General features: G+C 52.7%; 15 protein-coding genes. 7 read left to right on the plus strand and 8 right to left on the minus strand.

Going from position 1 to position 21,939, the window contains the following annotated elements:
* Positions 1-205 precede the first annotated feature (205 nt).
* Positions 206-1,003 (plus strand): TIGR03084 family metal-binding protein, encoded by a 798-nt coding sequence (locus tag FEE96_RS03615; protein ID WP_138161611.1) that lies wholly within the window; start codon positions 206-208, stop codon positions 1,001-1,003.
* 190 nt (positions 1,004-1,193) lie between these two features.
* On the plus strand, positions 1,194-1,859 hold the full coding sequence (locus FEE96_RS03620) for an OmpA family protein (protein WP_138161612.1): 666 nt from the start codon (positions 1,194-1,196) through the stop codon (positions 1,857-1,859).
* A 451-nt stretch (positions 1,860-2,310) separates the two neighbouring features.
* Here the strand turns inward: FEE96_RS03620 and FEE96_RS03625 are convergent, their stop codons facing one another.
* The 8 genes from FEE96_RS03625 to FEE96_RS03660 all read right to left on the minus strand — a co-directional run bounded on the left by FEE96_RS03625 (position 2,311) and on the right by FEE96_RS03660 (position 16,643).
* Entirely contained in the window at positions 2,311-3,537 is a 1,227-nt protein-coding gene (locus FEE96_RS03625) for a caspase family protein (RefSeq protein ID WP_138161613.1), read from the minus strand.
* 134 nt (positions 3,538-3,671) lie between these two features.
* Entirely contained in the window at positions 3,672-5,321 is a 1,650-nt protein-coding gene (locus FEE96_RS03630) for a PAN domain-containing protein (RefSeq protein ID WP_246079278.1), read from the minus strand.
* Positions 5,322-5,603: 282 nt separating this feature from the next.
* Positions 5,604-7,205, minus strand: a complete 1,602-nt coding sequence (locus FEE96_RS03635; protein ID WP_138161615.1) for a hypothetical protein — start codon at positions 7,203-7,205, stop codon at positions 5,604-5,606.
* 203 nt (positions 7,206-7,408) lie between these two features.
* A complete protein-coding gene (locus FEE96_RS03640; RefSeq protein WP_138161616.1) occupies positions 7,409-8,953 on the minus strand; it encodes a caspase family protein in 1,545 nt (514 codons plus the stop codon).
* 44 nt (positions 8,954-8,997) lie between these two features.
* Positions 8,998-12,441 (minus strand): c-type cytochrome, encoded by a 3,444-nt coding sequence (locus FEE96_RS03645; RefSeq protein WP_138161617.1) that lies wholly within the window; start codon positions 12,439-12,441, stop codon positions 8,998-9,000.
* Positions 12,438-13,691: a ferredoxin reductase family protein gene (locus FEE96_RS03650; RefSeq protein WP_342770948.1), complete on the minus strand. Its 1,254-nt coding sequence runs from the start codon at positions 13,689-13,691 to the stop codon at positions 12,438-12,440. Before FEE96_RS03650 ends, FEE96_RS03645 begins: the two co-directional genes overlap by 4 nt.
* 362 nt (positions 13,692-14,053) lie before the next feature.
* Positions 14,054-15,499 (minus strand): COG3904 family protein, encoded by a 1,446-nt coding sequence (locus FEE96_RS03655; protein WP_138161619.1) that lies wholly within the window; start codon positions 15,497-15,499, stop codon positions 14,054-14,056.
* A gap of 301 nt (positions 15,500-15,800) precedes the next feature.
* The gene (locus tag FEE96_RS03660) at positions 15,801-16,643 is read right to left on the minus strand and encodes a LysR family transcriptional regulator (RefSeq protein WP_138161620.1); all 843 of its coding nucleotides are present in this window, start codon (positions 16,641-16,643) and stop codon (positions 15,801-15,803) included.
* 108 nt (positions 16,644-16,751) lie between these two features.
* Between FEE96_RS03660 and FEE96_RS03665 the strand changes: the two genes are divergently transcribed.
* Genes FEE96_RS03665 through FEE96_RS03685 form a run of 5 tightly spaced genes read left to right on the plus strand, consistent with a single transcriptional unit; the run spans position 16,752 to position 21,547 of the window.
* Positions 16,752-17,351, plus strand: coding sequence for an amino acid synthesis family protein (locus FEE96_RS03665; protein WP_138161621.1), 600 nt, complete (start codon positions 16,752-16,754; stop codon positions 17,349-17,351).
* Positions 17,323-18,102 carry an alpha/beta fold hydrolase gene (locus tag FEE96_RS03670; protein ID WP_138161622.1) on the plus strand — a complete coding sequence of 260 codons (780 nt, stop codon included), beginning with the start codon at positions 17,323-17,325 and terminating at the stop codon, positions 18,100-18,102. Before FEE96_RS03665 ends, FEE96_RS03670 begins: the two co-directional genes overlap by 29 nt.
* Entirely contained in the window at positions 18,099-19,022 is a 924-nt protein-coding gene (locus tag FEE96_RS03675; RefSeq protein ID WP_138161623.1) for a flavin reductase family protein, read from the plus strand. Before FEE96_RS03670 ends, FEE96_RS03675 begins: the two co-directional genes overlap by 4 nt.
* A 3-nt stretch (positions 19,023-19,025) precedes the next feature.
* Positions 19,026-20,060, plus strand: a complete 1,035-nt coding sequence (locus FEE96_RS03680; RefSeq protein ID WP_138161624.1) for an LLM class flavin-dependent oxidoreductase — start codon at positions 19,026-19,028, stop codon at positions 20,058-20,060.
* An 8-nt stretch (positions 20,061-20,068) separates the two neighbouring features.
* Entirely contained in the window at positions 20,069-21,547 is a 1,479-nt protein-coding gene (locus FEE96_RS03685) for an aldehyde dehydrogenase (protein WP_138161625.1), read from the plus strand.
* Positions 21,548-21,939 lie beyond the last annotated feature (392 nt).

The following is a 21,939-nucleotide window of genomic DNA, read 5'->3' on the forward strand; positions in this document are numbered from 1 at the left end:
GGCAGTCCCGAAAGTTACTTAGCATTCTAAGTCCTTTCGGGGCTGCCTTTGGACCTCACTGGCTTCTGGTCGCGAAAGAGGCGATCTCCTGAATTGCCCAGTCACACGATTTGAAAAACTGCGCTTGGTGCAGGGGCGCGAGCCTGTACCATTGCCTTCTAGCACTCTACTTAGGGATTGTCAGATTAATGCAAAAGGTATGCAGATGCAGCAGGCAGAGGATTTTCGAGCAGAGAGCGTGGCTCTGGCAGGTATTCTAGAGAGCTTGCCCGAAGCTGAGTTCTTCCGGCCCACCTTGTTCAAAAGCTGGACCATTGATCACATTCTGGGTCATTTGCACTTGTTCAACATGGCTGCTGAAGCGTCGCTCAAAGGAGAAGAGACTTTTGCGGAGTTTATAGATCCCGTAATTACAGACATGCAAATGGGAAAATCCATTTTGGAATGTCAATTTCCTTGGCTAGAAGGGATGTCAGGGAGAGCGCTGTATGAGGCCTGGCGTGAAGGTGCGGAAAATTGCGCTGACTCTTTTGCTCAGGCCGATCCGAAACTACGCGTGAAGTGGATTGGGCCGGATATGAGTGCGCTCAGCTCAATCACTGCCCGTCAAATGGAGACTTGGGCGCACGGGCAAGCGGTGTTCGATCTGCTAGGGTTGGAGCGAAAAGAACAAGACAGCATCCGCAACATTGCCCATCTCGGCGTTGCGACATTTAGCTGGACGTTCCGCAATCGCAAAGAAGAGGTACCAAATCCAGCACCCTATGTGGAGCTGACGGGGCCGTCCGGTGCGGTTTGGCAATGGAATGAGCCACAAAAGGACAATGCGGTGCGCGGCAAGGCTAGCGAATTTGCACAGGTGGTCACCCAGACCCGAAGTATTGCTGATACGTCATTGCAAGTAACCGGCAATACCGCGTGCAGCTGGATGGAGCGGGCCCAGTGCTTTGCAGGCCCACCAGAAACGCCGCCTTCTATGGGGCATCGTTTCAAGATGGAGTGACCCGCCATCGCTACGGTAAAGTCGACGAAATGGTTCCCTTTCTCAGGAGCGAAAAATCAATGAAGGTATTCGCCCATTTCCACCTTGGCGAATGAAGTGGAGCTAGTCATAAGATTACAAAATATGTTGTTACTTTGACTTGTCGCAGTCTAAGCTATCCCAACTCCGCAGCAGCTATGTGATTATTGCTATGAAAACGAACTTTCTCTCGATTGTGATTTCTCTTTTTGCCTCGCAGGCATTTGCCCAATCAACGATAACGCTGGAAAGTTTTTCTCTAGAGCCACAAACACCGGCCACTGAGGCACAACCATCGGCGAACGCAGGTGCTGCAGCCTCAGAGTTGGAAACCTGCCTAACTGACCCTACCAACTGCACCAGTGCAGACTATCAGTCGGGTTCTACTTTCTCGTTGGAAGATGTCGTCAACCTCGCGATTGTCGATCACGAGGAGGTTGCGCAACAGGTATCTTCTGCCGGTGCTCGGGCTGGGATCTCCACAACAGAGCCGCTGCCGTCTGTGGATATGGAAATCCTGTTCGACTACAATTCAGATCGGGTACGCGACGATCAACTGTCACAATTGGTGGACCTTGCAAAACTGCTGAAGTCTGAACGTTTCAACGACTACCGGTTTTTGTTCCTTGGCCACACCGATGCCAAAGGGTCCGCATCTTACAATGAAAACCTTTCAGCCCGCCGGGCCGAAAGCGTTGCATCATTGGTGCGTAATATGGGGGGGTTACCCGTTGACCGTACATTGGCCTCTGGCATGGGGTTCACACGGCTGAAGACACCGAGTGATCCGCTAAACGGACAAAACCGCCGGGTGCAACTGGTGCTGGTTCCTCGCTAATGCGCGGCTAACGTAGTTGTTCTTGTAAGGCTGTGGTTTGTGTAGGCTGCATCAGCACGAATTGTTCCGTAATCCCTCATTGACATCATGAGGGATACAAGTCTTGGCTAGGTTGGAATTCGAATTGCTGCAAGTGATGGTACCTCGCCCGGTTGATAGATATCCAAGCATAGAACCGGCCGCACGAAGCGGAATTCACTCATAAAGTGTTTGACGGTTTCGGCACGGCCTTTTCGAGTCTGCCCTGCAACGGATATCTGCTGCCCATTGCATTGGGGCCCAACCGTTCAAGTGCTGGAAGCAGAAGTTGGGTATACTAATAAGGGCCATGGCTTGAGTTGCGATGGTTCAAAAGTTGCAGACCCTGCGGCGTAATTGGTGCCCAGACGTCTTGAAATGTAACATCTCTGTTGCACCCTTTTGTATTTTGAACTGGGTTTGCTAGGAGGCTCTATCTAACGGTGAAACTTTCGAAACTGTATTCGATTGGGTCGTAGCTCCCAGCGCTTACAAATCCAGTAAGCTCCCCGGCGTTCACGCGTTCAGCAACAGCAGCGAGTACCGTCCGCACAGCGTTTTGATCGTTTCCAACGCCCGTGGGTTCGCACAAAAGGCCCAATTTATGGGTGCCGTGAGGGTCCTCTTCCTGAATGGCTAACCCAAAACGCGACCCGGGTGAGATTTCGTAGCGGATCTGCCCATTTGAAAGCGGAATTGAGTTGAAAAACTTCAGTGGTATTGGAGACAATTTCCCGTCAGGAGCGAAGTTGGTAAAGAAAGGCGTGCAAGACGGTGGTACGTCAGCAACGACAGAGACCTCTTCCCCGGCGGTGACTTGCTGCGGGTAGACCGCAAGCAAAGTGCGCAAGGGGTCGACCGTGACATCCGGGCTAGGTGTGCGTTTGAAATAGAATTCGGTCTGCATCTGCGAAATCTGCTGCGGGCGTTGAACGCCATTTGTTTCTGCGACCACATCGCCGGTTACGCGCTTCATCAACACAGATATTTCTGTGTCGGGCGTGCGTATGTGGTGGGCCAGAGCGGCGGCGAAAGGGGAGTTATTGCCCATCCCATCGCTGGCCGTTGTATTGGGCAGCGTAGCATATGTAATCAGCATATCACCTTCGGCCCGCATAACGGCCAGACCCCGGCTTTGGGCGACACTTTTGGTTGCTGAAGTTCCGCCCTGTAAATTTGCGGCAAAGGGGTTGTCGCGGCAGGCATCAAGAAAGATCATGCTGATAGGAAAAGGCTTTAAGACCTCGATCAAGCTGTCCATTGATATGGTCTCACGCTCAATAGAAGCAGCACTTGTGATGCGGGCATCTACCGGCACCATAAAGTTACGCCCGTCTTTTTGCAGCCCATGTCCTGAGTAATACACCGCCACTGCATCAGCGGTTCCATACCGCTCAGATAGTCGGTCAATAGCATCGCCAAGGGTATCTTGCGTCGCGTCGATCAACACTTCCACTTCAAATCCCATAGCGCCAAAACTTTGCGCCAACAGAGCTGTGTCGTTGCCCGGATTGCTCAGGACGCCTGCGGTCTCATATGTTTGGTTGCCGATAAGGAGCGCAAAACGCCCGCCAGCTTGAGCTTGCAAGGGCAGGGCGGCCGCACATAATATGGCAGCTACCCAGCAGAGGCTTTTTCGCAAGAAGTCAGTGTTTAACATCCTTGATCCCTTCTTATTGATTGAACTGAGCACCCGCGGTGGGGAGATCAAGTACGTCGTTGTGGCGAACCTATTTGTATCAGGTGTAACATCCTACAAACATGGTTGCAGTTATGTCTTGAAACAGAATGATGTTACTCTGCTAGTTGTTGATGTTTAAGCCCAATTTCTGTGCCTGCCTGATCATTGTAGACCTCTGGGTGATCAAACATTTCGCAAAGGTTGTCAGCAAAGTTCACTCCCATGCATTTTTCATCGTCCTGACAGAACGACGCACACTGGCTATATGAGCTGGATCCAAAGTCTCTATAAGGATTGCCAGAAAAGCCCTTGTTCGTGCGTTTCTTCATTGTGACATTGGTTCTCGCAGAGCGGATGCGCGCTGCAAGTGATGGGGTCACATAGCTGTCAGCTTTGGGCTGGATGTAGATTTGGCTGGAAGTGGCCGCTGCGGACTTAAGAAAACAAAGATTGTTCCATCTGTCGTACGTGTAAGCGGTACATGCTTCTGCTGTGTCGCAGGATTTTTTGCAAGTTTCCAAATTGGCGTTTCGGACCAAGCCGATGTCTCCACCTGGTAGGTCAAACCCGGGAAAGACGACAAAGTCGTCGGCCTTTGGGGCGGTAATCAAAGGTTCTTTGCCTGAGTGTTGGACATATTGACGGCGGGCGGAGTGGTATGCAGCCGATTTTGGGAGATCGCTCAGCGGGGTTCCAAAATCAAACAGATACCAAGGAGCTACGTGGTTGACTTCGACAGTTTCACCTTCAGCAAGCCAGCCTTCGTAGGAAAACGTATCGTTGTCTCTAAGGGCGTAATACTGCGAGATTGAAACCGTTATTTCCCCATAATCCGGGTCATAGTCCTCTTCGTTAAAATTTCTGATGCTTTCTGGGAAGCTGACAAAACAACCAATGCGTTCGCTTCGATGACTAATTGGATACGGCCCTGCGAAGCCATAGATATATCCATTTTCTCGGCGTGTTTCGACAGTGAACTCGCTTGACTCGTAGTCCAGAAGGGCCGTGTTTAGGGCGGCGGTTGAAGTGAAGTCTTTGTGGATGGTTTCGGTTTTTCCTCTCACCAGTGGAAATCCACCTTTGAGGTACCTGTTGTTGCAAATGTTCCGGACGGCATTATTGGTTATAGCATTTCTGTAATCTACCCCGTTCAAGCCGATTTCTGACAAGATGACATCTCCAACGGTATCAACAAAATACATGTCATCTGGGCTGGTGCTCAAAAACCGGTGCACCAAATGGTCAGTAAGAGCACCATTCTCGCGATCTTGGAGCCGGTTTAGTTCATAGACTTGAGCGGCAATTTCTAAAGCGCCATCAAATGCTTTGCTCACTTGGTCGCCGGGAAACTTGACTTTCGGTGGGAAAATTATCCGGGGGCCATGAAAGCCAAGACGCCCGTCAGGCCAAATTTCGCGTCGCATTTCTCGGGTCAATCCTGTGCCCATCAAGTAGGAGCCACCCAAAAATGCCAAAGCACAAGCGGATTCGCACTGGGCGCCGGGCAGGACGTGCGTTTTAATATTCATGCCCCAGATCTCTTCAAACAGCTTGAGCCCTTCAATCAGGCTTCCGCCGGGGCTATCGAGGCAAAGCTTGATACTCCCATCGACATAAACTTGTTCGGTATCTCGGCGATGCCGGAGTTCTTTCGCATCGCCTGTCTTGATTTCACCGGTCAGAGTTAAATCGCAAAGCTCAGATACGGTTGTTGTAATGTCGGCGGCCTGCGCACTTGGGGGCAGCCCAATACAAAGGCTCATTGCCAAAAGTAGCTGTTTCAAACATCAGGCCTTTCAAAAATGCATCAATCACAACACTAGTCGATTTTCACTTTGATCCAACAAGTTCATTTGTTCCGCACTGAAGCCGGTGGTTTATGCAACTAAATCCGGTTAGCTCCACACCTAAAGACTGAGTGGTTCGAAATGCAGTTCGATCACCGTCAAATCATTGTACCGCCAGTTTCAAACTGGGGCATCTCTGATCAATAGTTGTGACACATCTCACTGCAGAGACAATACCGCTTGGGTGGGTAAAATCGTTCAGGGACACAATTGAAACCCTGCAAAACTTTCTGCAGAGGCGCCAAGTGCAGCGAGGAATTCAACATCTACCTTTTCACTGTCTTCCCCCAAAGCCGTTTTGTTGAAGGCACGAATACCGCGACGTGTGTTTGGCCCGGCCGCACCATCTGGGCGTCCCACGTTCAAACCGTTTCGGTTCAACAGGTCCTGAACATTTAGTACCAACCCCGGGTCAAACCCATCGATCTCGCCACAATAGGCCTGTGGCATTGTTGTTTGCAAAGCCGCTGCGGGCATTTCGCGCAGGGTTCGAAAGTTGTTTGAATCTGCATAGGCGCGCACGTATTTTAACAATACGCTGCGATGCCTGAATTCACGAAACCCAGCCCCAGGTCCAAGCACGTCAACTGCGACGGCAACGTCCCAAACCGGACTGTTATCAGGGATGTCGGTATATGACATTTCCACTTGCCCAAACTGCGCGAGGCCGGATGATATTCCGCAGTCGCCTTCAACGCAGATATGTGAATACCAGGTATTGCTGGCGACACTTTTTGCCCCTGCGCAGATGAAGTTATTGCCGGGAATAAACGTAATAAAGGAACTGCCATCGGTTTGGAGGTTGGCCAGCAAAATCGGGTTCATCTTTGAATATTCGCTCAGGTAGATTGTAGCGCAATGCGCGAAGATCTGACGACGGGTTAGGTTTGAAATGCGCTGATCGCGTCCCAACACAAAAATGCGCTGAGTTGAAAGCTCCAAAGGTGACAGCCTATACATCTGTTCTGGGGGGGTATTGTACATGCGTTGCAGGAAGTTTGCACCTACGCCGACCTTCAAGAGGAAGGTTGTAGCTGCAGTTACGGTTTCATTTACAACGCCTACAATTTGTTTGACTACGTCGTCGGAGTAGCTGCCGTCTTGAAGTTCAAAGTAGGGGCGATGAACGCCAAATTTTGCCGTCTCATGAACATATCGGCGTGGAAAGAAGAAGCCCTCGTAATTTGTGAACCCTCCCAAAAACGTGAGCGAACAGGCAGATTCACAAATTGCATCTTTTTCTATCAACGTCGAAAAATTCTGTTCCGAAATATAAACGCCCATTTTGATTGCTTCGGCCAGGTGACCACCTGGGCTGTTCAGTGAAATGGTGTTGTTTGACGGACATTGATTTTCACGAGAGCAAACAGAAAATCCTGTGGCCTGTACAAGCGCTTTTAGCCGTTCGGTGTCTCCAGGATTGATCGATCCAGAAATTTTGATCACCCGAGAATTTTGAAGAGTTGGCCAGGCCATTTGAAGATGCATCATCTCATAAGACCCGCCCCCCTCGCCAAGGTACATCCCGTCTTCTTCGTTCCATCCTTCGCCGGATGGACGTTGATAAGCGGAATCTACTGCTGGGGTCTGTCTGGCATATCTGAACTCGTAACTCCCCGCCCAAGCAGGATTTACGGCGTTGTTGTCGCCAAGGTCCAGCAGCGTGTAGTCTGGACCGAAGACAGGATTAACTGCCAACAGTTCTATGTCTGCAGCATCTGCACCTAACGTCCAGCTCAAGGACAATGCCGCTGCAGAAAGGATCTTTTTGGAGCAAATGAACGCGAGAAATTCTTTCAATGTTTAGGGTCCTCTATTCCTGAGCAACACCATCAATCACCGAATTAGCCCATGACTAAACCAGCAAACTCTGGATGATGGTTCTAAAATCTAAAATGGGACGGGCAAACTTGTTGTGTCAATCCTTCACCCATCCAGCTTGCTTTTTCGATGAAATTTTAGTGCCTTTTTGTCTGGGTCGTGCGGGAAAGAGTGTTTGGAATTCACCTCAACCGTATTTCTGAAATCGCGGTGTCAGCCCATTTTGCGCCGGGGTATACAGACTGTACCTCAAGCATGATCCAATTGACCGGATCGCGTCCATCGTACGGAACACTTTGCCATTCGCTCGTATCTTGGAGGAAAACCCTTTGCCATCGTTGACTGCTGTCACTTAGCAGAATGGATTCTACACGGCCATTATTCTTGAAGGTGCTGTGTGACTTCGCATAACCATTGATGAAATCAATGCTGGAAATTTGGGTTGGTTCATTAAATTCAATAAGCAGACGCTGCCCAGTTCCGTGTCCACTTACACCTTCGACCCAAGCTGTTCGAGTGGAATGGTCGGTCAAGTTGTCTGGCCCGTAGTTGTTCCCCGATTGAGAGGGTAAAACTGATTCAGCACATATCCGTGCATATTTGACCGCACTGCCACCAGATACGCATTGCGCCCAGTTGACGTTTGGCTGTGGCAGATATTTGGGCCGGCTGGATGCATCACTCTCTACGACATCGGCTGCTGCAGAACTTATCAGAGTGGCGGCTTTTGCCTTAGCTAACCCGGCATAAACTTTACACTCGGCATAGACTTCGGCGAACTGATTTAGGACATCGACATCCTGGACGGCTTTAACATCGGTCCAGACGGCTTGTGCTTCGCTGCAATCAGCCGTGACAATTGGGCGTGCTGCGGGATGGGCGATGGTTACCGCGCGCGCATCGCTTTCGCAGGATTGGGACAGGCAAAGCTTACCGTTTATTTGATCGTAGTAGGCAGGGTTCTGTTGGTGGCTATTGTAGCTGAGCGCTGCCTCAGCAGTTTCCAGTTGTGCCGCGTTGATTGCATCTTCCAGGTACATGCCTGCCCTCAGGCGGGGCAGGAAATGTCGTGTAAAGACAGAAAGCGTCTGGCTGGCATCATCCGTACTCAGCCGGTCAAGAGATTCCTCGCCTGAACCGGCTGAGAATATTAGAAACGCGCCCTGCGGTGCCCTCTCGACCGACAACCCGCGGGTCATACCTATGCTTTTGGTTCCGTCGCTGCTGAATATGTTGTTGCGGCAAGCATCGATGATCGCAACCTGTACAGAAGCGCCTGCCTGCCGGATTTGATCAACGATGCCATCCAGCCCATTTTGTAGGGGGATCGACATCAACCGCATACGTCGTTCTGATCCCTGCATTGTAACGTCCGTCGGCAACAGGAAATTCGTCTTACCGTCCGACCATCCATGACCAGAATAGACGAAAACAGCGGTGTCTCCTGGTCTGATCTGATCAAGAAAATCGACCAAAGCAAATTCCATGTCGCTACGGTTCAGGTCTTGCAAAGACGTCACATCAAAGCCGAGTTCGACAAATACACGGGCATAAGCTTCGGCGTCCGCAATCGTGTTTTGTAGCGGCGCTAGTGTGCTGTAAGCAGCGTTGCCGACAATCAAGGCGTATCGGTTCCCGGCCTGCACCGGAGTGGACAGCAACATTACAAAGAGGGCTGCCCACTGTGCGGCTCTCAAACAAACGGTTGCAAAATCGCGTTTCGACACTGTTCTTCCGTCTCCTTTACGAGGTCCCGTCTACGCTAGTGTGATCATGGGGTAACATTGAAAGTCACCGCATTGAGCGCGCTGGTGCCTGCACTTTTTTCAACTTGGCTGACAACTTCTATCGAAAGCCCCTTAGTCAGTGGTTGATAGCGATCCTGCGCTTTGCGTATTGCGTCGGCTGCATTGATACGCTGCTCCCCAAGCCCATCTTCACGACAGAAAGCCAGCATAGTTTCGCCTTTCCCAGGTGAGGTAAAACGCAACACCAGTCCCGAAGTCGGGTCAGGAATACGCCGTACTTCGCCCGCTTCTAGAAAACGTGCTCCTAGGATCTCCTGCGGCAAATCTTCGACAGTGTTCCCTTCTTCGACATATAGAATTTGCAATTCGCACCGACGGTTAGAAGAAACGTCAAAGACCAGCAGGTCGCCAACTTGCGTATTTACCTTGGGCACCGACAGCGACAAGGTCAAAGCTTGTCCTGCTGTTGGTTCTGGTACGGTAAGCGGGCGGAATGAGTTGTCTGCAGGAACAAATACCTGTTGGTCGGAGTAAGTGGCTTGGGACAACGCACTGACCAAGGTTTCGGCGCTGCCACTATAGTTTTCTGAAATAGGTGCTTCCTGGCTATCCAGGGCAGACATACGGGTTATTCGGGGCAGCATGTTGGCCCAATGCTCCGCTACTTCAGCACGGGTTACGAACAGTCCCGCGTCCAACCGTTGCTTCCAAGTATCGGCTACTTGACGGAGCTCCGGATCGGCGATGCCCTTAATGCGCTTGGAAAAAGTTTCGGAATCCATGAAAAACTCGCGCGCGACCTGTTCTTCTCCCAAGTTTTCAAAGTAGAGATCAGCCAGGTAAGTGACAATTTCCCCACCGCCTGCTGAGGCAGGTGCGCGCAGCGATACGGGGCGACCGTCAGGGCTGGGTTCTGTTGCGCCCAGTTCATGTAACGACGCAATAAAACGACCCGCATCGGTGCTAAAGGCAGCATCAACTTCTTCTTGGGGGCGATACATGTTCAGAAGGGCGTCACGCTGCTGCAAGCTGAAGGAACTATTGGTCTCAATGAACTGACGCAGTTGGTCACGCTTTGCGATGATGCCGTTGCTATGACAATCAAAACATGAGCGGGCATTGACGATTTCAACGCCTTTGCCGATTGGCTTGGTGCGGAACGAGACAATTGAAGTCGGCCCAACGGTTAAGCGGCGTCCTTCGTGAGTAGAGAGGTAATACCCTTGCATGCCATTGGCGAGCGAGAAAATCATTTCGCCACCGTCATGTTCAAACCCTTGGGTTCCCGAAGACAGCCCTGGCACCAGTGCCGGACCGTCCGGGTGCTGGATCAAAGAGTGCCTGCCAACGTCTCCACCAAAGTCATAAGATTTCCAGTAGTAGCCGTCACGCGCAAGGCTGTGCCGTTCGAGCATTCGGTTGAAATCAGATACCCCGGAGGCGCCGCTAACAAAGCCAGTGCGCAAGACGCTCCCGCGTTGAATAGCGCCGTCTACGTTCACTCGCATGCGGGACTCGAGGTCGCGAATGTCTCCGGGAAGCCGCAGTAACAGGTCGTAATAGGGAGATTGGGATGCGTGACGTACAAACCATTCCGCCCGTAAAATGGGCACCGCTGAACTAGTCATCCCAGAGACTGTACTCAAGATTGCTTGGCTGTTGGGAGCCACTGCAAAAGGATAGGCTTCGGCCAGATCGGCCCAAGCATCGGGTGTGAAACCGGCATCAGCCGATCCTGCGGTGTAGGCGGCGGTGGTCAATGCCTGCCAGTCTTTGGTTGTCCAGCCATAGTCACGGATGTCGATCCGCACCAGCGCGCCGTCGGTGTCATTTACCGGTTGTATCTGCATCAAGCTGTTTTCGCGTGACACCGAGTTAATGAACTTGTTGAGACCAGCGTGTAAATAGGTCATCGGATTGCGCAGTGCGCCTTCCAGATTGCAATCCACTTCAGGCAGCGGGATGTTGGCAAAGCTCATGTAGCGAATAAAGGGGCGATCTAGCTCGTTGATACCCAGAAGATCTTGTGAAGCAGAAAAGACCTGCTCTTCTAATGTGCCGCCTGCGAACCGTGGCAGGATTGGCGTTTCTGTCTCGGCCGTCTGAACCGTCGTGGGCAGAGCAGGGGTGGGAACATTGGCCAGAGCTTCGATCCAATCCGCCACTTTTTGCAGTTCGGACGGGGTCAGCTTGGAGCGGATCGGCATTCGGTTTGACGCAACCGATTCATAAAGCGGCGATGCCTTAGGATTGCCAGGAAGTACCACGGCAGGATCTCGCGCGATATCGCGAAGGTCGCCCGTGAAAAAGGCGCTTTGAAATGTTTGTCCAGGGCCATGGCAGTTGCGGCAGTGGGTCTCGACCAAACCGTCTACTTCTGCCTGCAACGCCGGGCTCACATCGGTGTTTGAAGCAGGAACCGGTGCGTTGGCCAAATCAGAGGAAGATTCGCCTTTGGCTTCACAATAAGCATTGACCCGGCCCATCAGGGCGTCCGCACCGGTTATATCCTCGACTTGTACCGGTTCGATGGCTTCCTCTACACTGGTGTCCTTAGGCTCGGGCGGTAGGGTCGAAATATCCAGTGGTGCGCCGGTCAAATAAGCGTAGATAGCAGCGCGATCTTTGATCGGTAGCCCACTCATCTGGGCCGAAATGCGACGCATTCGGGGGTCGGTCATTGGGTCGCCGTTGAGTTTTAGGCCCTGTCTCAGTGCGCCGGTGACAAAGGCCTCGGGGGGGTAAGTACTCAGTCGTCTGCCTGTGATATTCGGCGCATAGCCTCCCAGTAGCCCACTTTCTCCTTCAAAGGCGTGGTCCTGATCACGGTCGTTTTTAAAACCAATGCCATTCAGCCGAGGTGTGTGGCATTCAGCGCAATACCCCAAGGCCTCAACCAGATATTGGCCGCGTGCCAGTTGCGGGTCGTTTTGCATGTCGAGCGAAACCGGGGCTGTCGTCCATCCATCCAGCACCCAGGCGTTGGCAAAATTAACTTCATGTGGTTTTGAGGCTGCGTCTGACGTGCTCAGGCTTGCCATATAGCCGCGCATATCCAGTGCATCTTCGGGGCGCATGTAGGCGTAGGAGGCAAAGGGGAAAACCGCTCCATAATACATACCACCATCAGGCTTTTGACCTAACATGACGGCGTTCAGGAAGTGGTCGTTGCTCCAGTTTCCGATGCCATGGTCTGTGTCAGTGGTAATGTTTGGGCTGTAAAGTGTGCCGAATTTGGTTTCGATTTTCTGACCACCGGCCAGAATTGACGGGTCGCCATCGACACCATGGCAGCTGGCGCAATTGGCGGCCAGAAAGACGGCTTCACCATTTTCTAGGTTAGGTTCATAGCTGGCGAAGTCACCGTTAGCAAAGCTATCGCTGGCAGCGTTCAGAGCTTGGGCACTTAATGTCTGTGGTAGCAGAACGGCCAGTGTGGCGGTAAGGCCGATGGCAAATGTCTTCATCGGAATTCGAACCTTTCAAAGTGAATGGATTTCGGCGCTTTGCCAAGCGTGGCGAGCCCCTTTAGCAGTGCTCGGCGCAGCGATGCGGGCCCGCAGAACCAAAAGCTCGCGCCTTTGGGGTCAGCGGTGGCGGCAAGGGTTTCAGCATTCAACCGCCCATGTTCCGCTGAAATGTGTAGATGCACGCGGAACCGTGGCACCCTTCGGGAGACGGCCTGCAATCTGTCAAACCCCACGGCTTCGTCACGGGTGCGCACGCAGTAAAAAAGGTCGATCTCGTCCCCATCATCTTCTGTCAGTGCATCAGCAAGCGCCAGGAACGGGGTGATGCCTATACCGCCCGCCAGCCAGATCTGATTGTGGCCGGGTTTTCCGGCTCCAGTAAAACGGCCGTAGCCACCCAGCAGCCAGGCTCGGTCACCGGGCTGCAGCGTTTCACGCAGGCGCTGAGTGAAATCGCCCGACGGTTTGATCGAGAATTCGATGTCGTCGTCCTCGGCATCCGAAGAAATGGTAAATGGATGTGGCTCTCGTAGCCCCTTACGGCCAAAGGATAGTAAGGCAAATTGCCCTGGCTTGTGGCGCAACGGCCGTCCTTCGGGTGTCATCCGAACAATAGTGGCAGAAGGTGCGTTCGTGACGGTGGTCACCCGGTAGCGCCGTCGCCGCAGCAAGGGTGCAGCCTGACTGAAGAGGAAACAAGCCAGTGCTATCAACCCCATCCAAGTTAGGTACGTTGAGATAAGGGCGGAGTTGCTAAAAGGCAGTCTAACAAAAAACTGGTGAAACACAGCGACCGCAAAAATCCCACCCATCAACCGGTGGCTCCACCGCCATAGGGAATAAGGCAGCTCAAATTTAACAAAGGGAATCCGCTTTACCACGCTGATCAATCCCAATGCCAGCAGCAGTGGATAGACCAATTCCCCGGCTTCGGCTGCCAATTTCGACAACCCACTGGTGGCACCACGCCCTTTCACCTCGATTCCAACGGTTTCGTGAATAAACACAAACACCAATGCCAGAACCCCTGTCCATTTATGCAGCCAGTAAAGCTTATCTAGGCCTCCTAGGTGGCGTTCGAACACTGCAGGCCGTGCAGCAAGTATCAAGTTTAGGCTCATGAGACTGTAGGTGCACACTCCGGCAGACAACGCCAAAAAGTTTGATCCGCTCAGGTGACCAGCCGCATCAAACAATAAAACGATCGGAGCCAACAGAAAAATTGAGATTATTAAGGTTAGTATCACATTAACCCCAGCTAGAATTTTGCAGGCCCCAACGAAGAGAAATACGCCTTTTTCTCCCTGCGTGAATACTACCGTCGTCTTCCGTTTCAGGTCGCCCGGAGACAAACAATACCGATGGCGAACAGACGAAATCAAGCGAACTGCTATTATCGGTACATCAAGACCATTTTGTTTTCAAATAATATGATGATTTGTTGCATCTTTTGGGAGCTAGCTAGTTCATTAGAGTAGTCCACCGGGTGTTCCTGCGAACATTTGTATTTGTTTGGGGGAAAGCTGCAAGCCATAGACAAGCTGCTAGAAGCTAGCGGCATTGACGAATATGTAGTGCGGGCCCGAAGCAGAATCTTGCCCGACCCATCTCAATATAGCTGAGTTTTGTACCATTCGTCTCTTAGGCTTGTGTCTTCCAGTATTGACGGATCATTAGAAAAGCAGAACAGGTTACCAGACTTTGAGTTTCTCCAGCAGTCTATGTAACTGGTCATATCTTGCTTACCCGGGAAGAACTTCTGGGCAATCCAATCTTGTACAGCCTGAGAATCGTAACGAACAATCTCATGCCCATTGATCTCGCGATTGTTCTTGATCACGGTTTTAGCGCCAGAAGGCCAAGCAAAGATCTCAAGGTTTGTTCGTTCAAGATCTTCGTTAACTGACAACTTCCGTTCCATCTTACAGCCCTCATCATCGGCAAGCGTCCCTCGTCCGTCGCTTAGCTTTATGACAAAACACCGACCTTCGAATGTAAGGCTGACTTGCTCAGCCCGGTTCGGTCTGAACTCTACATCCATGTCATTCGTGCGCGCTAAGGACCGAATGGGGGTTTCTGCGTGGTGAAAAATAAATGGTGGGAAATCTTCATAAGCGTCACCCATAGAGACCCCAACAGCCTGACGCAGTAACGGATCCTCCCAGTCAGGCATATGCCTACGGAAAAACACCTCACACCCGGTGGCGATTACTTCCCGAAACCCCGAGTCCATCTGGCCGGTGTACTCAAACACGTCGCCGTCCGGCCCCAAGCTCTCCTGGATCTCAAATTTTACAAACGAAAATGTCGATTGTGGATCGTTGGGTTCGTCAAAGAAACGCAGATGACCGTTCAAGCAAGCTTGCAACATCGACAGCTTGGACAGTTTTTCATGTGAAATTGTCGGGTAGACATCAATATTCCAACGGGCGGCTTTGCCCACCGTGTCCACATAGAGCATTTGATCGGAAGGCGTCGCGAGCATCTCGATTAAAAGGGAGCGGGGAAACTCTTGCGCAGTCATGAGTTGCAAGATTTCGGAAAGACCTTTGGTTGCAAGATTGTAGGCCTTGGTGACAGTGTTTCCATCGTACTGCCCCTGAGGCACGGTCAAAGCTGTGGTATGAAACCCAAGCTGTCCAAGCGGATGCAGTTTACGGTCGGAATGGTCACCACGGTCATCTTCATCATTCCGGCGCCCGCCCATAAAGGCCAGTGCGCAGGCGGACTCACACCGTGCCCTTTTCGCAATAGCCGCCCCGGTGGTCTTTTCAATCAGCAGCCGGGCGAGCTTTACGCCTTCGACCAATGACCCTCCGGGGCTGTCCAAGCAAAGCCGCTTTCCATAAATGATATTTTGAGTTTCTAGAATGGTTCGGACTTTGTCTGCATCACCATTTTCAAGGGTTCCACGAAGTGTGCCAAAGCAGTGCATTTCGGGCACCTCTGCCAGTTCGATCTCAGCAGAGTTCGCCAGTCCGGGCGTGAACAACCCACAAAATGCCAAGGGTGCAATAAAGGCGCCAAGAGAAGAAAGTGAAGATATCCGTGCCATAAATCTAACTCTCACGTTCTATGCCAACCGCCTCAAAGGCCTGTTAGCCTAACAGCTCTTCAGATAATTGCATGGTTTGTCAATCTAGGTGTGAGTGAGCTGGCCGGGTCTTGCATTTGGCCCGTCATATCAATTGCGGCAGCATAGGTTGCGGCCGGTTCCGCAGGGGAAGCCCAACGGCTGGTGTGATTGAGGTGGAGTTGGAATTTTCAAAAGAGTGCGTCGGCGCTTGGCCATTGAGCGAGCCAAAAAGGTGGTTTTGCGATCATTAGGTGTAGCGGTCAGTGGTCAGACGTTGACTTCAAATCGAAAGCCGTTCCAACAACCAATCACGAAACAATACCGCAGGCCGCGAGCTTTCGTCAGCCGACAGATAATAACCCTCTTTGCCCGGGATTGAGGCTGTATGCGCGCGGATAAGTTGGTTCTTGTGAAGTGCATGATCTGCCAAAAGTTCACTGACTAGGGCAACACCATTGCCTTGCACAGCTAGGTTCAATGCCATGCCATATGAATCTACAAAAAATTCCGGATGGAACCCACCGCCATGTGTTTCGCCCCAAGCTTTCCATCCACCGGACGTACCGACGGCTTCGATCAACGGAAGGTTTCCAATGTTTCCATGCAGCGTGGGTGATTTTAAAGCAATCAACCTGTTTGGTGTCAGGAGCAGAGCATTCTTGCCGACCTGTTTCTGCGATCCGAAACGAATTTCTACATCAGCCTGCGCTGAATGGAAATCGTCCGGCCAAGTGGCGCTGAGAATCCGTAGATGAATGTCCGGGTGACGTTTGGTGAAATCGGGTAAGTATGGCGCAATGACCCATTGGGCCACGCTGATCGATGTTGCAACGGTCAGGAAGTTTTCTGGTGTTCCCACGTCAAAGGGATCTGTTGCGGCGGCAAGAACGTCCAACGCGGCCGCGACTTGCGGCAACAACCTTCGCCCATCATCGGTCAGCGACAATCCCCGCGCCTGGCGAATAAACAATGCAACGCGAAGACGGACTTCTAGTGATTTCACCTGTTGGCTAACAGCCGATTGCGTCAGCCCAATTTCTTCTGCGGCTGCTGTAAAGCTCAAGTTGCGCGCGGCGGCTTCAAAGGCACGAAACCACGTGAGCGGTGGAAGGGATTTGGCCATTGATCAAGTCACTCATTAGTGTTGCTAATACCTTTGCACATAAATCATTCGTTTGTCTCAAAAACAAGCTGATCCGATAGTCGCGTAGCAGCGAACAGGAGAATGATAATGCACCCCGACATCCGAAAAATCGTGACCTATGACGAAGAGGTTTTGGTTGAAGGTTTTCGCAAGGCAGACACACCGTGGCGCATGTTTGCGGTTGCAGCTGTGGTCCGAAACCCTTGGGCGGGGCGATATGTTGAAGATCTGAAGCCCGAAATTCAGGCTTATGGACCGGTTCTGGGCGAGATGATGACCGACCGGATGATCCGCCTGGCAGGGAGTGGTGACGCCATCGAGGCCTATGGGAAAGCAGCGGTCGTTGGGTTGAATGGCGAGGTCGAGCATGCCTCGGGGCTCATCCACACACTGCGGTTCGGTAATCACTATCGCGAGGCCGTGGGGGCGAAATCCTATCTGGCTTTCACCAACACCCGGGGCCCGGCCAATGCGCCGATCATGGTGCCCCTGATGGACAAAAATGATGCAGGCCGTCGCTCACATTACCTGACGATCCAGTTTTCAATCCCTGACGCGCCACGCGACGACGAAATCGTCGTTGTGCTTGGCGCCGCAACAGGAGGCCGCCCGCATCACCGCATTGGCGACCGGTATCAGGACTTGAAGGATTTGGGACATGACGTCGACAACCCAGCATCGGTTTGATCTGGGTGATCTGTCCTATGTCACCTCGGGCAACGGCCCGCTGGTTGTGCTCATCCACGGGGTCGGCTTACAAGCCGACGCCTGGCGTAGACAGATCGACGCCCTTTCAACTGAATTCACAGTGATGGCCATCGACATGCCCGGGCATGGCGCCAGCGCGGTGCCCGACGCCGACATGACATTGGCGGACTATAGCGATGCTATCACCTCAGCCCTGCCTGAATCGGCATTGGTTGTCGGCCATTCGATGGGTGCCATGATCGCGCTTGATATAGCGTCCCGCTTCCCGGAACAGGTACGCGGTGTTGCCGCGTTAAATTCGATCTACAAGCGCTCAGCTGCTGCGCGGGATGCGGTAATGGCACGGGCTGCCAGCCTTGATGGACAGGCAACACCCGATCCCAGCGCACCTCTTGACCGATGGTTCGGAGATGCACTGACACCAGAACGGGAAGCCTGCCGTAGCTGGCTGCAAGATGTCGACCCTGCTGGGTACGCAATGGCCTATCGGGTGTTCGCAAGCGCGGACGGCCTAAGCGACCAGCAACTCAGGTCTCTGCCTTGCCCGGCGCTTTTTGTCACTGGTAGTGAAGAACCAAACTCAACCCCGAATATGTCGCACAGTATGGCGGCACTTGCACCAAAGGGTCGAGCTATCATCGTTGACGACGCGGCTCACATGATGCCGATGACCCACGCACGACAGGTGAACACAGCCCTTCAGGAGTTTGCACGGGAGGTTTTCCAATGAGCACATTAGATCCACGCGCCCTGCGTACCGCCTTTGGCAGTTTCATGACCGGAGTTACGGTTGTGACCGCGCGCAGCGCAGACGGAACACCCGTTGGGTTTGCCGCCAATTCCTTTGCCTCGGTCTCGCTGGACCCGCCGTTGCTGCTGGTCTGCCCGGGCAAATTTCTGTCGAGCTATGACAGCTTTGCCAATTGCACGCATTTTGCAGTCAACGTTCTGGCAGAGGGACAGGAAGAAGTCTCGAACACTTTTTCCAGCTTCAAGGGAGACCGTTTTGCACGGGTGGCGCATCACCTAGATTCAAATGGCGTCCCGATAATCGAAGGTGCAATTGCTCAGTTCTCTTGCAGCACTCACCAAAGCTTGCCCGCAGGGGATCACTGCATCCTGATTGGTAAGGTTCAGGATTTCACCCAAACAGGCGCACCCGGTCTTGGTTATGTTGGTGGGCAGTACTTCAGTCTTGGGGTGGAACGCGCAGCACTTGAGAATACGCTGGATACAGCGGTTTGTGGCGCGATCATCAAAGAGGCTGACCACGTATTGCTGGAACAGACACCGAAGGGGTTCCGGCCTCCGCAGATTACCAGCGCGGATCGCGGTCAGATGCGTCAAAATCTATGTAAAGACCTTGAGGCGCGCGGCATAAAACTCCGGCTGGAACAGGCCTATTCGGTGTTCGACGACCGCCATTCGGGAACGCACTTCGCCTATTTCCTTGCAAACAGCACCTCTAGCTCGTCGAACGATACACTAAAGGCAGTGCCCATTCAGGACTTGGCTGGGCTGTCCTACAGCTCACCCGCCATTGCGCAGATGATGGCACGCTTTGCCTTGGAAGCGCGTACCGGAGGCTTCGCTCTGTATCTCGGTGACGCCCAGCGTGGCGATGTGCATCCCTCATCAGAAAGGATCTGACCAATGGAGTTTTCACTCTTTGCCCATATGGAACGTCTCACCCCGGATCAGCCCCATGATGTGCTGCACAATGAATTCATCAGCCTGTGCAAAATGGCCGACGAAGGTGGGATGCGGGCGGTTTGGACCGGTGAACACCACGGGATGGAATTTACCATAGCCCCAAACCCATTGTTAACACTGGTTGATCTGGCGCATCACACCAAAAACATACAGCTGGGTACGGGAACAGTGATTGCGCCGTTCTGGCATCCGATCAAGCTGGCAGGTGAAACGGCTGCCGCAGATGTGATGACAGGAGGGCGGATCGAACTGGGGATCGCACGTGGTGCTTATTCTTATGAATACGAACGCATGATGCCGGGGATGGATGCCTGGGAAGCTGGGCAGCGCATGCGCGAATCCACACCATTACTACAAAAGCTGTGGGCTGGTGATTGCGCCCACGACGGAGAGTTCTATAGCTTTCCCTCGACCACCTCGGCTCCAAAACCACTGCAAGAAAACGGGCCGCCCATTTGGCTTGCCGCACGCGACCCCAACAGCCACGAATTTGGTGTGCAACATGGATTTAACATCCAGGTTACGCCGATGTGGCAAGGCATGGCCGAAGTTGAAACTCTGATGCAACGGTTTAACGCTGCCTGTGAAACGTACAGTGGCAAACGCCCAAAAATCATGTTGCTACAACACACTTTTGTCGGCGCTGATGAAGCTGACGTAGCACAGGCAGCGCAGGAATTTTCACGCTTCTATTCCTATTTTGGAGCATGGTTCCAAAACAAACGCCCGGTGAAACAGGGGCTGATTGACCCTCTGTCGGACGAAGAAATTGCCGCCAACACCCTGATGGCACCGGACAATATGCGCCGCGATCTGAACATGGGCACCGCGGCTGAGGTCATTGACCGGATCAAACGGTACGAAGACCTGGGCTATGACGAGTTTTCCTTTTGGATCGACAGCGGCATGAGTTTTGAGCGCAAACGAGAGTCACTGGCGCGCTTCATCAATGACGTCATGCCTGCGTTTAAGTGAGGGATAGAATGGAACAAAATCCACATTACCAGCTCTTCATCGACGGCACGTGGTCCGAGGGCAGCACAGGTCAGGTCATGACCACTTACAACCCTGCAACCGGTGAAGGCTGGGCAAGCTTCGCTTGTGCCGCACTGGCGGATGTCGAACGTGCGATTTCTGCAGCGCGGCGGGTTCTGGACGAACCCGCATGGCGGGACATGACCCAAACCCAACGCGGCAAATTGCTGTACCGGCTGGCGGATCTCATCGAAGAGAATGCCGAGCATATAGGACGTATAGAAACCACCGACAGTGGTAAACTGCTGGCTGAAACGGCTGGGCAAACTCGCTATGTCGCGGATTACTACCGCTATTACGGTGGGCTTGCAGACAAGATCGAAGGTTCAGTTCTGCCGATCGACAAACCCGACATGCATGTTTTTACCAAACGCGAACCCATCGGCGTCGTTGTCGCGATTGTTCCGTGGAATGCACAGATGTTCCTGACGGCCACCAAGCTGGGACCGGCGCTTGCGGCGGGCTGTTCGGTGATTTTGAAAGCATCAGAAATCGCGCCTGCACCGATGTTTGAGTTTGCCCGTCTTTGTGAACAGGCAGGTTTTCCACCCGGCGTGGTGTCGGTCATAACCGGAGATGCCGAAAACTGTGCGATCCCACTCACCCGCCATCCGGATGTTGACCGTATTGCCTTTACCGGAGGCCCGGATACGGCGCGCCACGTGGTCCGCAATTCAGCTGAAAACTTTGCTGTCACAACATTAGAATTGGGGGGGAAATCACCAATTCTCGTGTTTGATGATGCGGATCTCGATGGAGCAGCAAATGGCTTGATCGCCGGCAACTTCGGCGCCTCGGGGCAAAGTTGCGTGGCCGGTTCTCGAGGCCTGATACACCGTCCGGTATTTGAAAAACTGGTCCAGAAGATCGCAGACAAAGCAGCCCAGATCACCGTCGGAGACCCGCTGGCCGCTGACACTCATGTCGGGCCTTTATGCACAATCGCGCAGATCACCCGGATCGAGAAAACTCTGGCAACCGCAGTTGCACAGGGCGCACGGATCCGATTTGGCGGTGCCCCGCTTGACCAACCGGGAAATTACATGGCTCCGACCCTTTTGGAATGTAGCGATCTGGAAACCGAAACGCTCAAGGTTGAGATGTTTGGGCCGGTGATGTCGCTGATCCCCTTTGATACAGAAGAAGAAGCCATTGCAATTGCAAATGGCACGCCTTTTGGTCTCGGATCCGGTGTGTTCACCCAAAACCTTGCTCGTGCGCATCGCGTCTCGTCCCGCATCAAGGCCGGTATTTGTTGGGTCAACACCTATCGGGCGGTCTCACCGCTGGCCCCATTCGGAGGTGTTAACCAGTCGGGATATGGGCGCGAAGCTGGGATTGAAGCAGTCCAAGACTATACTAGGACAAAGACAACCTGGATCAGCACGTCCGACGAGCCGATGGCCAACCCGTTTGTGATGCGCTGACATGAAAGATAGGTTGGTTAGTCATCATTTTTTCGAAGGACCCTTATGGGCTGCTGTCGACATTTGTACGCAAGTGAACGAACCAGTTCCAACATCTCGCAAAGTCTGAATCTCAATACGCCAAGGCAAGGCGCTAGGGTCTGGACCTATAAGCAGGTGTCACCCTCAACGGCAGATCCTACCAACACCGGACGTTCACCGAAATCGGGGAAATGACCGGGTTGCGGACTTAGCCGACATTCGAAACGATCTGTCAAACACCTGCTTTCGGCCTATTTTGTTGAAAAACTCTTCTTGATTTGAGGGTCCTTCACTGATTCAATTTGCTTGTGAATGCAGGGGGATTGACGGTGTTGGGACCTAAGCAAGAAGCGCAAGGCGCACTCTTCTAC

It is taken from the genome of Parasedimentitalea maritima (genome assembly GCF_005771405.1).
In the GTDB taxonomy this organism is placed as follows: Bacteria; Pseudomonadota; Alphaproteobacteria; order Rhodobacterales; family Rhodobacteraceae; genus Parasedimentitalea; species Parasedimentitalea maritima.

Excerpts from the sequence above, each read along its gene's own strand:
- FEE96_RS03615 (WP_138161611.1), top strand. The coding sequence starts at position 206 with ATGCAGCAGGCAGAGGATTTTCGAGCAGAGAGCGTGGCTCTGGCAGGT.
- FEE96_RS03620 (WP_138161612.1), top strand. The coding sequence starts at position 1,194 with ATGAAAACGAACTTTCTCTCGATTGTGATTTCTCTTTTTGCCTCGCAG.
- FEE96_RS03625 (WP_138161613.1), bottom strand. The coding sequence starts at position 3,537 with ATGTTAAACACTGACTTCTTGCGAAAAAGCCTCTGCTGGGTAGCTGCC.
- FEE96_RS03630 (WP_246079278.1), bottom strand. The coding sequence starts at position 5,321 with ATGAGCCTTTGTATTGGGCTGCCCCCAAGTGCGCAGGCCGCCGACATT.
- FEE96_RS03645 (WP_138161617.1), bottom strand. The coding sequence starts at position 12,441 with ATGAAGACATTTGCCATCGGCCTTACCGCCACACTGGCCGTTCTGCTA.
- FEE96_RS03655 (WP_138161619.1), bottom strand. The coding sequence starts at position 15,499 with ATGGCACGGATATCTTCACTTTCTTCTCTTGGCGCCTTTATTGCACCC.
- FEE96_RS03660 (WP_138161620.1), bottom strand. The coding sequence starts at position 16,643 with ATGGCCAAATCCCTTCCACCGCTCACGTGGTTTCGTGCCTTTGAAGCC.
- FEE96_RS03665 (WP_138161621.1), top strand. The coding sequence starts at position 16,752 with ATGCACCCCGACATCCGAAAAATCGTGACCTATGACGAAGAGGTTTTG.
- FEE96_RS03670 (WP_138161622.1), top strand. The coding sequence starts at position 17,323 with ATGACGTCGACAACCCAGCATCGGTTTGATCTGGGTGATCTGTCCTAT.
- FEE96_RS03675 (WP_138161623.1), top strand. The coding sequence starts at position 18,099 with ATGAGCACATTAGATCCACGCGCCCTGCGTACCGCCTTTGGCAGTTTC.
- FEE96_RS03680 (WP_138161624.1), top strand. The coding sequence starts at position 19,026 with ATGGAGTTTTCACTCTTTGCCCATATGGAACGTCTCACCCCGGATCAG.
- FEE96_RS03685 (WP_138161625.1), top strand. The coding sequence starts at position 20,069 with ATGGAACAAAATCCACATTACCAGCTCTTCATCGACGGCACGTGGTCC.